Origin of the sequence: Anoxybacteroides voinovskiense, assembly GCF_014196205.1 — a bacterium.
Classification (GTDB): Bacteria; Bacillota; Bacilli; order Bacillales; family Anoxybacillaceae; genus Anoxybacteroides; species Anoxybacteroides voinovskiense.
Genome location: NZ_JACIDE010000026.1, coordinates 1 through 14,520, shown reverse-complemented (window position 1 = coordinate 14,520; position 14,520 = coordinate 1). Strand labels below are relative to the sequence as shown.

The 14,520-nt window shown below is 44.7% G+C and carries 16 protein-coding genes; 8 read left to right on the top strand and 8 right to left on the bottom strand.

Annotated elements, in window-relative coordinates; translation table 11 throughout:
* Positions 1–89: 89 nt before the first annotated feature.
* Genes GGR02_RS14420 through GGR02_RS14405 form a run of 4 tightly spaced genes read left to right on the top strand, consistent with a single transcriptional unit; the run spans position 90 to position 3,840 of the window.
* Positions 90–401 (top strand): hypothetical protein, encoded by a 312-nt coding sequence (locus tag GGR02_RS14420; RefSeq protein ID WP_183185680.1) that lies wholly within the window; start codon positions 90–92, stop codon positions 399–401.
* Positions 402–455: 54 nt separating this feature from the next.
* Complete coding sequence (locus tag GGR02_RS14415) at positions 456–1,739, top strand: UDP-glucose dehydrogenase family protein (RefSeq protein ID WP_183185679.1); 1,284 nt, start codon at positions 456–458, stop codon at positions 1,737–1,739.
* A complete protein-coding gene (locus GGR02_RS14410; RefSeq protein ID WP_183185678.1) occupies positions 1,736–2,692 on the top strand; it encodes an NAD-dependent epimerase/dehydratase family protein in 957 nt (318 codons plus the stop codon). The genes GGR02_RS14415 and GGR02_RS14410 overlap by 4 nt, the downstream gene beginning before the upstream one ends.
* Positions 2,689–3,840, top strand: a complete 1,152-nt coding sequence (locus tag GGR02_RS14405; RefSeq protein ID WP_183185677.1) for a glycosyltransferase family 4 protein — start codon at positions 2,689–2,691, stop codon at positions 3,838–3,840. Before GGR02_RS14410 ends, GGR02_RS14405 begins: the two co-directional genes overlap by 4 nt.
* Positions 3,841–3,849: 9 nt before the next feature.
* Here GGR02_RS14405 and GGR02_RS14400 read toward each other — a convergent pair whose 3' ends face one another.
* From GGR02_RS14400 to fabI, 4 genes are all read right to left on the bottom strand, one after another.
* Complete coding sequence (locus GGR02_RS14400; RefSeq protein WP_183185676.1) at positions 3,850–5,319, bottom strand: glycosyltransferase family 4 protein; 1,470 nt, start codon at positions 5,317–5,319, stop codon at positions 3,850–3,852.
* A 2-nt stretch (positions 5,320–5,321) separates the two neighbouring features.
* Positions 5,322–6,416, bottom strand: a complete 1,095-nt coding sequence (locus GGR02_RS14395; RefSeq protein WP_183185675.1) for a CotS family spore coat protein — start codon at positions 6,414–6,416, stop codon at positions 5,322–5,324.
* 307 nt (positions 6,417–6,723) lie between these two features.
* Positions 6,724–7,074, bottom strand: coding sequence for a CotO family spore coat protein (locus tag GGR02_RS14390; protein WP_183185674.1), 351 nt, complete (start codon positions 7,072–7,074; stop codon positions 6,724–6,726).
* A 253-nt stretch (positions 7,075–7,327) separates the two neighbouring features.
* Positions 7,328–8,104: an enoyl-ACP reductase FabI gene (gene fabI, locus GGR02_RS14385; protein ID WP_183185673.1), complete on the bottom strand. Its 777-nt coding sequence runs from the start codon at positions 8,102–8,104 to the stop codon at positions 7,328–7,330.
* A 208-nt stretch (positions 8,105–8,312) separates the two neighbouring features.
* Here fabI and GGR02_RS14380 point away from each other — a divergent pair, with 208 nt between their 5' ends.
* Positions 8,313–9,488: an FtsW/RodA/SpoVE family cell cycle protein gene (locus GGR02_RS14380; RefSeq protein WP_183185672.1), complete on the top strand. Its 1,176-nt coding sequence runs from the start codon at positions 8,313–8,315 to the stop codon at positions 9,486–9,488.
* A 46-nt stretch (positions 9,489–9,534) separates the two neighbouring features.
* Positions 9,535–10,290, top strand: a complete 756-nt coding sequence (gene prpE, locus GGR02_RS14375; RefSeq protein ID WP_183185671.1) for a bis(5'-nucleosyl)-tetraphosphatase PrpE — start codon at positions 9,535–9,537, stop codon at positions 10,288–10,290.
* Here the strand turns inward: prpE and GGR02_RS14370 are convergent.
* Genes GGR02_RS14370 through GGR02_RS14355 form a run of 4 tightly spaced genes read right to left on the bottom strand, consistent with a single transcriptional unit; the run spans position 10,281 to position 13,047 of the window.
* Positions 10,281–11,186 (bottom strand): RluA family pseudouridine synthase, encoded by a 906-nt coding sequence (locus tag GGR02_RS14370; RefSeq protein WP_373286637.1) that lies wholly within the window; start codon positions 11,184–11,186, stop codon positions 10,281–10,283. The genes prpE and GGR02_RS14370 overlap by 10 nt on opposite strands.
* Before the next feature lie 18 nt (positions 11,187–11,204).
* Positions 11,205–12,020: an NAD kinase gene (locus GGR02_RS14365; RefSeq protein WP_066323298.1), complete on the bottom strand. Its 816-nt coding sequence runs from the start codon at positions 12,018–12,020 to the stop codon at positions 11,205–11,207.
* On the bottom strand, positions 12,017–12,655 hold the full coding sequence (locus GGR02_RS14360) for a GTP pyrophosphokinase (RefSeq protein WP_183185670.1): 639 nt from the start codon (positions 12,653–12,655) through the stop codon (positions 12,017–12,019). The genes GGR02_RS14365 and GGR02_RS14360 overlap by 4 nt, the downstream gene beginning before the upstream one ends.
* 17 nt (positions 12,656–12,672) lie before the next feature.
* Complete coding sequence (locus GGR02_RS14355; RefSeq protein WP_183185669.1) at positions 12,673–13,047, bottom strand: UPF0738 family protein; 375 nt, start codon at positions 13,045–13,047, stop codon at positions 12,673–12,675.
* Positions 13,048–13,170: 123 nt separating this feature from the next.
* Here GGR02_RS14355 and GGR02_RS14350 point away from each other — a divergent pair, with 123 nt between their 5' ends.
* Together GGR02_RS14350 and GGR02_RS14345 are read left to right on the top strand one after the other, a co-directional pair.
* Entirely contained in the window at positions 13,171–13,761 is a 591-nt protein-coding gene (locus tag GGR02_RS14350) for a CYTH domain-containing protein (protein ID WP_183185668.1), read from the top strand.
* The gene (locus GGR02_RS14345; RefSeq protein WP_229706234.1) at positions 13,758–14,360 is read left to right on the top strand and encodes a lytic transglycosylase domain-containing protein; all 603 of its coding nucleotides are present in this window, start codon (positions 13,758–13,760) and stop codon (positions 14,358–14,360) included. Before GGR02_RS14350 ends, GGR02_RS14345 begins: the two co-directional genes overlap by 4 nt.
* Positions 14,361–14,520 lie beyond the last annotated feature (160 nt).

The following is a 14,520-nucleotide window of genomic DNA, read 5'->3' as shown; positions in this document are numbered from 1 at the left end:
AACGACTAGTTTCCCGTTTTCTACACCACGTTAGGCGTCTGTCTAAGCCATTTTCCCAACGTTTCATATGATACAGTAGGTGTTGCACGATGAAAGGAGTGACTGTCATGTATAGCGTATTTGTGCATACGAAACCGCTGAAGAAAACATTAACCGCAGCAGACGAAGCGATTATTGCCCAGCTACAAACGCTGCAGCCTGGGACAGAAATCAACGTCCATACAAAAAAACAGACGTATTATAACGCTATTTTCCAATCGTTTCATCCTAAAAAATGGTTGGTTACTTTAGTAACCGACTCGTTTTATCCAGATGGAGAAAAACGGATTACCGTTCCCGTCGGAACAATTACCTCGCTTGATACACCATCTTCCGCTCAATCAGATGAAGAAGAGGAATAACGGAAGAACCAGGTATACGCCTGGTTTTTTCCGTCTAATGAAAGGAGTGTTTCCATGAAAATCACTATTATCGGAGCAGGATACGTCGGACTGACGACCGCAGCCGTTTTAGCAGAACTTGGCCACACGGTTTGCTGCGTCGATCGAGATGCGCATAAAATCAAGCAACTAACTAGTGGGCATGTGCCCATTTATGAACCAGGATTGCATGAACTAATCGAAAAAAATCAATCATCGCTTTTCTTTACGACGTCCTTGGCAGAAGGGGCGACATTTCCTGTTATTATCATTTGTGTCGGAACGCCGTCCTTGCCGGATGGGAGCACCGATTTACGCTTCCTTCAATCGGCTCTCGACCAATTAGCCCCACACATTCATTCGCATAAAACGATTATTATAAAAAGCACCGTGCCGCCGGGGACAAACGAATGGGTCTATGAAACGCTTATCGAAAAAGGAGTTCCTCCACATTTATTCCATATTGTTTCTAATCCAGAATTTTTGCGGGAAGGCTCAGCCATTTCCGATATGTTGAACGCTGACAAAATTGTCGTCGGTCTTCGCAATGACGACGACCAATCGCTCGAAGTAATGAAAACGATGTATACAGGCATTTCGGCACCGTATATCGTCACAAGCCTTACAGGAGCGGAAATGATTAAATATGCATCGAATGCATTTTTAGCGATGAAAATTTCTTTTATTAACGAAATCGCCCGCATTTGCGATGCGTTCTCCGTTAACGTCAACGATGTCGCGAAAGGAATCGGTTGTGACCCGCGCATCGGTCCGCATTTTTTACAAGCAGGGCTCGGCTACGGAGGGTCGTGTTTTCCGAAAGACGTTCGCTCCCTTGAGCAAACAGCCCGGAGGAAAAACATTGAACCGCTCCTATTGCAAGCCACTCAGCGTGTCAACGAATCACAAATCGACGTATATCTCCGCAAGCTACATGAAACCGTCCATGATTTGCCGCGACAAACGATTGCTGTGCTTGGCATCGCCTTTAAACCAAATACCGACGATACACGTGAATCGCCAGCGGAACGATTTATCCGTAAACTTAGCGAGGTTGGCTGCGCCATCCGTGCCTATGATCCAAAAGCAACATTAAGTAGCGACATGCCAAACGTCGTGCAAACATCCACTATTATGGAAGCGTTACACGAAGCGGATGTACTCGTCATCGCGACCGATTGGCCGGAGTTTCAGCAATTAGACTGGGAAAAAGTGAAACAACGAATGAACGGGATCGTCGTGCTAGATGCGCGCAATTGTTTGAACCGCACAAAACTTGAGGAAGTGGGATTACATTATATAGGAGTTGGTGTCGGGTGAAAATTATCGTTACTGGAGCAGCAGGCTTTATCGGTTCACATTTATGTGAAAAATTGCTCGAAGACGAACAACATACCGTCGTTGGCATTGATGGGTGGGTTGGTCCGACACCTGCCCACCTAAAAGCATTCAACCTTCAATCATTACTTGCCCATCCTCGCTTTACGTTTATTTCAGAAAATTTACTAACCGCACCGTTACATGAACTGCTAAAAGATGCCGATGTCGTCTACCATTTAGCAGGAATGCCAGGCGTGCGCACAAGTTGGGGAAGCGAGTTCGCCGCGTACGCACTTCATAACATTTCCGTCACCCAACAATTGTTAGAAGCGTGCAAACATACACAGATTCAGCAATTTATTTACGCCTCCACTTCTTCCGTGTATGGCGAAAAAGACGGAAAATTATCTGAAACGATGGAGCCAGCTCCCCTCTCGCCATACGGCATTACGAAACTAACAGGGGAACATTTATGTCGCGTATATTATACGACGTTCGGCATCCCAACAGTCGTTCTTCGCTATTTTACCGTATATGGTCCGCGGCAGCGGACGGATATGTCGTTTCATCGCTTTATTAAACAGCTATTAAACAATGAACCGCTCACGATTTTTGGCGATGGCACGCAATCCCGCGACTTCACATATATTTCCGATTGCGTCGATGGCACCGCTTCAGTATTAGGCAATGAAGCAACGATCGGCCAAACGATGAACATCGGCGGCAAAGAAAGAGCTTCCGTCAATGACGTCATCGCATTGCTAGAAGAGTTGACGGGAAAAAAAGCGATTCGAAAATATGTAGCGTCTGCGATCGGAGAACCGAAACACACATGGGCCGATCTTTCCCGCGCCGAGCACTATTTACAATACTGTCCAAAAGTGACATTAAAAGAAGGACTACTAAGGGAAATCGAATATATTCGCAACCTTTATCGGGAGGAATACGAGTGAATATTGCGTATATTTGCACAGAAAAGTTGCCTTCCCCCGCCGTGAAAGGCGGAGCGATCCAGCTAATGATTGACGGGATCGCTCCTTTTATTGCAAAAGCACATCATTTAACGATTTTTTCGATTACCGATCCATCATTGCCGATGAACGAGGTGACGAACGGAATTGAATATATACGCTTTCCGAAAGAAACGTACGAACAAGACGTTGCCAATGCGTTAACGAAGCGGACGTTTGATGTCATCCATGTGTTTAACCGCCCCGCTCGCGTCAGCCAATATAAAGAAGCAGCGCCGCAAAGCGCCATTGTATTAAGCTTGCACAACGATATGTTTTCCCCGTTGAAGATAACAAAAGAAAAAGCTGAACAAGCGCTGAAAGATAGCACAATGCTTACTACTGTCAGTAACTATATTAAACAAACGGTACGAAAACGGTACGACGTGCCAGAAGAAAAAATACGCGTCATTTATTCAGGAGTCGATGAAAAAATATTCGTTCCGGTTTGGACAGAAGAAGGACAGCAAAAAAGAAACGAAATACGGAAAATACTCGGAATAAAAGACGAAAAAGTCATTTTATTTATCGGGAGGTTAAGTAAAACGAAAGGGCCACACGTCCTCCTTCGCGCGATGCGTACTGTTCTTTCCCGCTATCGAAACGCGGTGCTTGTTATCGCTGGCGGTCGCTGGTTTAGCGAAAATAGTTGGGACGATTATGTTCGCGAACTGCATCGTCTCGCTATGCCATTTGGAAATCGAGTTCTTTTTACGAACTACGTCCCTGCCCAGCAAATCCCACATCTATTGCTTAGCGCTGACGTCTTCGTTTGCAGCTCGCAATGGCATGAACCGCTCGCGCGCGTTCATTATGAAGCGATGGCTGCCGGCATTCCAATGATTACGACCAACCGCGGCGGCAATGCTGAAATCATTCAACATAAAAAAACTGGATTCGTCATCGATGACTATGCCAATCCTGCTGCCTTTGCCGAGGCGATTCATTACATGCTCGTTCATGAGAGCGAAGCGCAAGCGATGGCTCGCCGCGCGCGCACAGAAGTAGAAGAAAAATTTTTCTTTTCCCACGTCGCTGAACGACTCATGGCTGTCTACGAAGAAGCGGCAAAAAAAAGATGCCTTTATTAGGCGTCTTTTTTAGCTGATGATAAATCCGCTTCCCGTCTTTCTATCACTCGAACCGCCCTTCTTTTTCTTTTTCGAATCGGAAGTGTCTGTATAAGAAGAAGATAAAATAAACGGTTGCCGCTTCTGTTTTGTTGTTTTTTCTTCGTTTGGTTGCGTCGATTCCTTGTCTTTTTCTTTGGCCGCTTTTTTTGCTTTTTTCTCTTCTTTCTTTTCCTTTTTCTTTTCTTTCTTCGCTTGTTTCTCGTCTACTTGTTTTTCCTCTTGCTCTGTTATCGCTTCTGTTTGTGTAGCCTCCGTTAGTTCAACGGCAGCGATCGTCATTTCCGTGTCTGTTAGTTCGTCTGCCTGTTCCCACACTTCTAATAGCTCGGAAGCAACCCGCTCCCACGTATACAGCGAAAGCGCTAATTCCCTTCCTTTTTCCCCCATTTTCTTCATCTTCGCCTTATCCGATAATAGCTGAGAAATCGCAGCAACAAAACCGTTCGGGTCTTCTGGATTTTCCACAACTAATCCGTTCTCGTTCGCAAAAATTACTTCTGGATTGCCTCCCCTTGCCGTCGTAACAATCGGAAGCCCTGCTGCCATTGCTTCGTAATGTACGCGGGCTAACGGCTCTTGCCATTGTGACGTGCATACGAATAGATCAGCCGCTGCAAACCAATTTTGAATTTCATCAGGTGCTACAAACCCCGTTGTCACGACAGGAATCGAAAGGGTTCCTGCTAGGGCGCGGACGTAGGCAACGTAATCATTGACTTTATTTTCGCTAAACCATTTACTGCCGATGATGACTAGCGCTAACTCTTTATGTTTTTTCGCAAGCGCTGGCAACGCTTCTAGCAGTTTATCGACTCCTTTATTGCGCGAAAGCCTGCCAGCAAATAAAATAACCGTTTTATTCTCTAGCCCGTGCGCTTTGCGAAGTTCGTTGCGAATTTTTTGCATCTTTTGGTGCGTCCCAGGCAAAAACCGTTCGGCATCTACCCCAGAGTAAATCGTACGAAGTTTAGGGGCTGCTTGCGGATATAGTTCGCGAATGACATTTCCGACATAGTTGCTTATCGTAACAATGCCTGATACAGTAGCGATGACCGCATTTGCTTCTTCCGGTTCAATTTTTTCTGCATCGAACATATCGTTATGCATGCTTATTATTAGTTTAGCATGGGGAGCCACTTGGCGAATTGGCAACACAAGGCGTGGACGATTAAAAATATGGATGAAATCAAATGGATGGGATTCAATGTAACGGACGACATTATCCCGATAAATTTCAAATACTTTTCTAGGGATGCGCACGTAATGAATGCCATCGACCGTTTCTTCGTCTGGCAACGCCGGGTCGTTCACTCCTAATACCGTTATGTCGTGAAATGGCCGCAAATGGGGAAGAATGCTAGCAATATATGTTTGAATCGCCCCGCCCAATATCGGAGGAACCGGGAGTTTTTCTGTACAAACCATTAAAATTTTCACCGCTATCCCCTCCCTTTCCAGTCATTTTGAATGTCTTCTAATACCGGCCATTTCGACTGATCGGTGTCAACAATCGTTTGAATGAGCAGCTTCGTTTCTTCTCCAAGAAATGCTTCCGGCTCATAGACGATTTCTTTTATATTTTTGTAAAATTCGTTCGGCATCGCTAAATCAATGAGCAAAATTTCATATAGCTCTTTCGTAAGGGGATTCGCTTCATCATATGCCTGAATCATTTCTCGCACCCATGTAGCGTCCCAGCGGTATAAGTCAGCCATCGTTCCACTAATGAGCTTACGTAAGTCACGAATCGGCAAATCAAATGCAACCCCATCTAAATCAATAATCCACATCCCATCTTTCCCCATCTGTCCGTTTGACCATCCGTAGTCTTGGTGCACAAGTCCCCAATATGCATTGCCGAGTTTACTTAATTCGTCGTAGCTTGATTGATGTAGCCGTTCAAGCCCTCGTTTTGCTTGTTCGGCAAATTCATCGACGACTTCCAATAAAGAAGGGCTTGCTGGCAGTTCGCGATACGCATTAGCAATATTGCGAAACCATGCCATTTTCGTCATCATTTTTTGGTAGCTTTTTGGCCACTTTCGCACCCTAGAAGCAACTTCCGCCTGCTTTGGTGGCGTGTAGCCTTTGCTTAAGCGATGAAATTCGCCAAGTGCGTAACAAAGCTGTTTTGCTCCTTCTAAATCTTTCGTGACCGGCGTCAATGGCTCAATCCATTCGGCAACGAACCATAATTTCCCCCCTGCTTCTACATAGTTCTCTCCCGCTTTTGTTTTAATAATTGGCGGCACTCTTGCTTCTTTCTCTTCGACTAAATACGCTTGCGCTCCTAAGCTAAATAAGCTCCTTGTTGGCCGGCGATGCAATAGTTTTAAGCTTTTCGGTCCTTCGTTTGTTTCCATTTTCCAAATAGCTCCGCCTTTGTCTGGCTTCGTAGTAACCACTTGCCGATTTTTTACCGATAAATTGTAGTGTGTTAACACGTCCTCGGCAATTTCTTCAATATAATCAGGTACAAAAAAATCATCGGTCGTTTCATCGACAATCCATGGTTCGATGGTCGTTCGTTCCACACAATCCCCTCCTTATGAAATAGCACGTGCGTTTTCCATTTGCTGAAATTAGGCGTGTTGGTTAACCATTCAGTTGCTACCGTTCGATTCCTAGCGTTTCTGCCGTATGATTTTGTGTTTTTTCGTAAAACAATGGATAATCAACACTCGTGTGCTGAAATACTACTAATAACATATGATTGGTTTTTTATGATGCATAGACGCCTATCCTAAGAAAGGCATTTTTTCTATTACTCTCGCCTTGAATAATATGTATAAAAAAACTCTGCCAGCTTAACCACTGGCAGAAGCAACGAGTAGGGACTGGTTAATTCCCTTTTAGTCCAATCAGTGAGACCGATTCTACTTGTTTAAACGGAATCGTAATTTTCTCCCCTTTTTCGATTTGAAATTGGATATGTCCGTTTCGGTATTCGGCGATAAAGCCTTCATACACTCCTTTTTTCGTAACAACTTTGCATTTTGTAGCGAGCTGCTGCGGAAGTTTCACTAAAAATTGCACCTGTTCTTCTAGCGTCATTTCTTGAAATTGTTTCATCCCTCTTGTGCGGCTTGCTGTTTTTTTCGTTTGAAATAGCTGTTGCATATATGACGTTTTCGGCTCTAATTTCGGCTGGACAATATAAAGAAGCGGTTCGTTCGGAACGCTTTGTTTCATCTTTACTCCTCCTTGCGGTAGTCTATACCATAATGTATGCGTTGACTGGGCAAAAGCGACTCGTTTACGTCATTTGGCAAAAAAATCACCTAACGGACTTGCCGTTAGGTGATTTTTATTAAAAGGTAAGAAAGTATAAAATTTTACGATTAGGTAGAGCGCTATCTAGCTCCAAGCGCCATCGGCTCGAGGCGTTCCCTCCTCGGTGGGGCTTGTGCGATCTTCGCCGATAGGCGGGCACTTTGCGCTTTTCTTAACGTGCTAAAATGTGGTACCCAGAATCGACGTGAATAATTTCGCCAGTGATGCCGCGTGATAAGTCACTGAACAAGAACAACGCTGCATCCCCGACCTCTTCTTGTGTCGTTGTCCGACGAAGTGGGGCGCGCTCTTCAATTTCTTTTAATATAGAATTAAAGTCGCTAACCCCTTTCGCAGATAACGTCCGGATTGGTCCAGCAGAAATTGCGTTGACACGAATACCATATTTCCCTAGATCGTTCGCTAAATATTTCACGCTCGCATCTAAAGATGCTTTTGCAACTCCCATGACGTTATAGTTTTGTACGACCCGCTCGCCGCCAAGGTATGTTAACGTGACGATGCTTCCACCTTCTGTCATTAACTCTTTCGCCGCCCGCGCTACCGCCGTTAGCGAATACGAGCTAATATTGTGTGCTAATAAAAAGCCATCACGGCTGACGTTCATGTACTCGCCGCTTAAATCATCTTTGTTGGCAAACGCGATGCAGTGTGCAATCCCGTGAATGACGCCAACTCTTTCTTTGATTTCCGCAAAACAACGAACGATTTCTTCATCGCTCGTCACATCGCACGGCAAAACGAGCGCCGTATCATCTTCAAGCGTTTCCACTAATTTTCGTACTTCATCTGCAAATCGCTCTCCCGCATATGTAAAAATAAGCCGTGCCCCAGCCGCATGAAGCGAGCGAGCAATCCCCCATGCAATGCTTCGTTTATTTGCTACTCCCATGACGACATACGTTCGTCCTTTTAATGATAATGTCATTCGCCTTCCTCCTATATCGTCCGCATTTATTATTTGTTATTAGTACCAAGTATTAATTTTATTATAACAAAAAAATGCAAATGGCAAAATAACATTTCTCGACTGCCGCCAAAATTTTTCCGCTTGATTTTCGCCGTTTCCTTTGCAAAAATGATGGAATTGGCTAATATGGATATGACGAGTTTTTTATAATGGAGTGAATTGAACAATGGAACAAGATAAATTGCCGCAACAAAAGCTAGACTACCATTTGCTATTTCTATTATTTTTAATCGCGATCGTCAGCGCGATTGCGATTCATAGCGCTCAACCGTCTTTACCGGAAAAATTGCAACACATTAACTTTGCGGCTAAGCAACTACAATGGTATGTTATTGGCGCCTTCGTTATCGCCATTACCATGTTAGTGGATTACGACCGGCTTTTCCACGTGGCGTGGTATTTATACGGCTTTGGCATGGTGCTACTGCTCGGGCTTGAGCTAAACGTTCCTGGAACGGTGACGATTAAAGGGGCAACGAGCTGGTATTCCATCCCAGGAGCGGGAAATTTCCAGCCATCCGAATTAATGAAAATTTTTATGATTATTGTCATTAGCCGAATGATCGTCAACCATCGGGAAACATATCCGGAGCCGACGGTTGAAGACGATTTTAAACTATTAGGGAAAATTGCACTTGCGCTAGCTCCACCGCTATTTCTCTTAATTCGTCAGCCGGACATGGGAATGTCGATGGTGTATATGGCGATTGCCGCTTCGCTCGTACTTGTATCGGGCATTCGTTGGCGCATTATTTTAGGAATTTTATTCAGTGGAGTATTTGCGGTTTCTGTGCTCGTATTTGTTTTCTTTCAATTCCCTGACTTTTTTCATAAATATATTTTGAAAGAGTATCAACTTGACCGATTTTACGGTTGGCTAGCGCCGTACGAATATTCGAACGAGCAAGGGTTTCAGCTTATTCGCTCCCTTTTAGCGATCGGATCAGGAGAGATGTATGGCAAAGGATATAAAAACTTAGATGTCTATTTGCCAGAAGCGCATACCGACTTTATTTTTGGCATTATCGCCGAACAGTTTGGGTTTGTTGGTGCTAGCATCGTCGTTTCACTCTTTTTCTTGCTTGTCTACCGAATGATTCATATTGCGCTCGAAAGCCACGACGTATATGGCAGCTACTTATGCGCCGGCGTTATCGGCATGATTACGTTTCAAGTGTTCCAAAACGTTGGAATGACGATCGGGTTACTTCCAATAACTGGTTTACCACTTCCGTTTGTCAGCTACGGAGGAAGTTCATTGGCGACGTATATGTTGGCGATTGGTCTCGTCTTAAACGTCCGTTCCCGCACGAAAAAATTTATGTTTTCTTCAGACGAATAAACCGCGTGTTATGGTGACATCGTAAAAAGTAGAAGCAGGTGAGAAAATGAACATCGACATCATCGGTGATATTCACGGCTGTTATGCCGAGTTTGTCGCATTAACGAAAACGCTAGGCTACAAATGGGAAAGCGGCATTCCGATTCACCCAAAAGGTCGGAAACTCGGATTTGTCGGCGACTTAACCGACCGCGGCCCACAGTCGTTGCAAACGATCGAGACCGTTTATTCGCTTGTCGAAAACGAGTTAGCTTACTACGTACCAGGAAATCATTGTAATAAGTTGTACCGTTTTTTTCTTGGGCGCAACGTGCAAATTACGCACGGGCTTGAAACAACCGTCGCGGAATATAAAGCACTATCACTAACAGAGCAGGAGACCATCAAAAAGAAATTTATGACGCTTTATGAGCAGGCACCATTATATGCCCGCCTAGACGACGGAAAGGTCATTATCGCTCATGCCGGCATTCGTCAAGAGTATATCGGCAGGCGTGACAAAAAAGTGCAGACGTTCGTCTTGTACGGAGATATTACTGGGGAAACGAATCCGGACGGTACGCCAGTCCGTCGCGACTGGGCGAAACATTACCATGGGGTGGCATGGATCGTATACGGTCATACCCCTGTCCAAGCGCCGCGGTTTGTGAACCGAACCGTTAATATCGATACAGGTTGTGTCTTCGGTGGCGCGCTAACTGCGCTTCGCTATCCGGAAATGGAGACGGTTTCAATCCCTTCCTCGATGCCATACGTACCAGAAAAATTTCGATCGTTTGCTGAAAAACGGGCTCACGAATGACGTGGCCCGTTTATTAATAATTGCATATCTTCAGGAAGCGAGCTTTCGAAGCGATATGTTTGGTGATGGAACGGATGGTAAAAGGTGAGCACTTTACTATGGAGCGCTTGTCGAGCAATTAGCGCGCGGCTTCCTCCATACAAATCGTCCCCAAGTAATGGGTGACCTAAATGCGCAAGATGGACGCGAATTTGATGCGTTCGCCCAGTTTCTAATTCCAGCGCGACATGCGTATACGCCTCGAAGCGAGCTACTACGCGAAAATGCGTCACCGCCCGTTGTCCATCTGCGCGAACTTCCCGTTCCATAATGCTATCCTCTTTTCTCCCGATTGGCGCGTCGATTGTTCCATTTTCTTCATGAATGATGCCGTGACAAATCGCTTCGTACTGCCGTTTCACGTGTCCGCGCTTTTGCCATTCGGTCAATAAATGATGCACATGACGATGTTTCGCAACAAGCACAAGACCTGACGTGTCGCGGTCAAGCCGTGTGACAATATGAACAGTGGATGGTAGTTGCTGGGCATCAAAATGATGTAACAATGCGTTAGCTAACGTCCCATTTCGATGTTCACGCGACGGAATCGTCGCCATATGAGGAGGTTTATTCACCACTAATACGTACTCATCTTCATATATGATTTCTAACGGGAGCGGCTCTGGCTTCATATCTTCGCTTCGTTCTTCCGGCGGAAAAAACACAGTCAACGTCTCGCCACGCCGCAAAAGATGGCGGACGGTAACTTCTTTCCCATCTACTTCTAGCGCCCCACCACGAAACTTAATATCGGTCAATGCCGTCCGAGAAATTTGTTGCTCTTTTAAAAAATCACGAACGAGCTTTCCGCCTTCTTTTTCCCCTATCGTCCATTGCAATGTAAACCGCTTCAACATGTCTGCCATCCTTCTTTATTAGTCCGCAATAAACGAATCGCGCACTCGTTTCCAAAACGGGAACGGGCGGAAGCGGGCGAAGCGGATTTTTTCGTCTGCGACGCGAAATTGAATCGATTTCACGTCTTTATGAAGCAGCGATAAATGGTCAACAGAAACGTGAAAATCGACTTGATTTACCGGCTTTAACATGCACGTATGGTGCGCCGGAAGAATGAGCGGGGAACCAATCGTCCGGAACACGCGATTATTGATGGACGCCATCTCCGCTACTTGAATCGCCTCTAGCGACGGATGTAAAATCGCTCCTCCCAATGCTTTATTATAAGCGGTGCTCCCGGAAGGAGTGGATACACAAAGACCATCGCCACGAAACGTTTCAAACAATTCCCCTTTAATTTCTACGTCCATCACTAATGTGCCGCTCACACTCTTAACCGTACATTCGTTCAGCGCTAGATAGCGCGCTTCTTTTCCGCCGCTTACGTAACGAATAATCACTTCAAGCAACGGGTATTCGACGATTTGATATGGGGTTTTGGCAATCGCAATGACTAACTTTTCAATTTCTTCTGGCACCCAATCGGCGTAAAATCCTAAGTGCCCAGTATGCACCCCGACAAACGCCGTCTTGTCCAACCGGCGGCAATAGCGGTGGAACGCATACAATAGCGTTCCATCTCCGCCAACAGAAATGACAATGTCCGGTCCGTCTTCATCGTAAATAAGTCCAAAATCGATTAAGTAGTTTTTTATTTTTTGCATGAGTGAATTGGACGTGGCGTCCCCTTTGGAAGTAACGGCAAATTTTAATGGTTGTTGTTTCTCCCTCATCGTTCGTCCCCTTTTGCTTCTTGTTTTCGTGAAAAAACTGCTTGCGCCTCTTGAATTTCGAAACGGATTTTCGACATTTCTTCATCTAACAAATACGCTGCCTCCGCTGCTCGTTGCAGACGAGCTTTAATATCTTCTGGAAAGCGGCCGCTATATTTATAATTTAAAGAATGTTCAATTGTTGCCCAAAAATTCATCGCTAGCGTACGAATTTGAATTTCCGCTAAAATGTTTTTCTCTCCATCAATCGTTTGCACCGGATAACGAATGACGACATGGTACGAGCGATAGCCGCTCTCTTTTTTTTGCGTAATATAATCCCGCTCTTCCACGATTTCGAAGTCTTTGCGCCGGCGCAATAGTTCGACAACCGTTTTTATATCATCAACAAATTGGCACATCATACGAATGCCGGCGATATCTTGCATTTTTTCTTCTAGCTGATCAAGCGGAATATTTTTCTTTTGCGCTTTATCAAGAATGCTTGCAATTGGCTTGACTCTTCCCGTCACAAATTCAATTGGGGAATGAAGACCTTGCATTTCAAATTGAGTCCGCATCCCCTTTAATTTTACTTTTAACTCTTCCACTGCTTGTTTATACGGAGCTAAAAATAAATCCCAATGCTTCACCATATTTCCACCACCACCGATTATGTAAGAAACGTCTCTTTTACCGCTTTCTCCATTTCTTCACCGTAGTTCGCATTTCCTGCAATATTTTCAATTAAATACGCAAGCTCTTCGGAAAATCCAATGAGTTCAAGCTGGTTCGTTCCATCTTGTAGCCAGACCGTCAACGGCTCTGTAAGCACTTCTTTTATTTCTTTCCAGCACGGTTGTGGAATGGACACGTACACAAATTCATCGTCCTTCTCTATGATATAAACAAACGCTTGTTCATCCGAATTGACAAGCATGTAGCATTTCGGGACAGCTCCTTCTATCGAAAATGATGGCGTATCACTCACTAACCAAAGCTCATTGCCTCGTTTTTCTGCTCTAGTAATTCGTATCGTTTTTCGCATCGCATAATCTCCTTCCCATCAAACAATCCAGCTTCTATTTTACCATACTCAACCTATGCATAATAAACCATTGCTATTCCAACGGAAACATTTCATAATAAATGTAAGGAAGGGGTTAGAGTGATGAGGCAAGAAGTAGAGATTGAATTTAAAAATATGTTGACGAAAGATGAGTTTTTACGTATGAAGCAAGCGTTTCACATCGATGACGACGCTTTTTCGTATCAAGAAAACCATTATTTTGACACACCAACGTTTTCGCTCAAAGAAAAAGGAGCGGCGCTGCGCATTCGCATGAAACAACACACCTACACGTTAACATTAAAACAAACAATAGAGGAAGGGCTACTAGAAACACATGAGCCATTGACGACAGAAGAAGCGGAAATGCTATTGAAAGGAGCAAGCGCTTTTCCAAGCGAAATGGCAGCACTATTGCAGTCGCTTGGTGTCGTTTCTAATACCATTCGCTATTTTGGCACATTAGCTACTTATCGCGCCGAATTGCCGTATGAAGGCGGTCTGCTTGTGCTTGACCACAGCCTTTATTTGCAAACGGAAGACTATGAAATCGAATACGAGGCGACTGATCGTGTGCGCGGAAAAGCGATATTTGAGCAGTTACTTACTACAATGAATATTCCTATTCGTCCAACGAAAAACAAAATAAAGCGATTTTATGCGAAAAAATATGAAGCGGAGGAACAACGGTGAACATTCAACAAGTAAAAATGTGGATGGAACTTCAGGCGCTGCGGTCTTTTTCTAATCAGCCGTCACCGCCAAGCCAATTGTTCGAGGAGGGAACGTCTTTCCAAGAGCTGTTAACAAAATTTTCACTCCCTTCCATAGACAAACAAGAACAACCGAGCATTTCGCCAATGCCGTTTGAAGCAACCTATAGCTCAAACGAACTAAAAGTAGCGCCGCTAGCCACAAAATCGCTCGATGACATCATTGAAAAAACAGCGGAAAAATATAATATCGATCCACAGCTTATTAAAGCCGTTATTCGCCATGAGTCGAATTTCCGTACAAATGCCGTGAGCCGTGTAGGTGCTGCGGGCTTAATGCAACTCATGCCAAGTACGGCGAAAATGCTTGGTGTCACGAATGTATTTGACCCAGCGCAAAATATTGAAGGCGGAACGAAATATTTACGCCAGTTGCTCGATCGATACGATGGCGATCTTGAACTTGCGCTCGCTGCCTACAACGCCGGACCAGGAAATGTCGACCGTTACGGAGGAATTCCACCGTTTCGCGAAACAAAAGCGTATGTCGAGAAAATATTAAACACCTATTATTCCTAACACCTCCCATGACAAGGGAGGTGTTGTATTTTCGCAGCTAACCAGTCGCCTCCGCTTTTCTTATTAATTCGTATGAGTAAAATGTTTGTGGGAGGAAGCTAAATCCTCTTCCATATGTTTCAAGGGGAGGATTCCTTGAACAGAAGGGGGATGAGCAAAA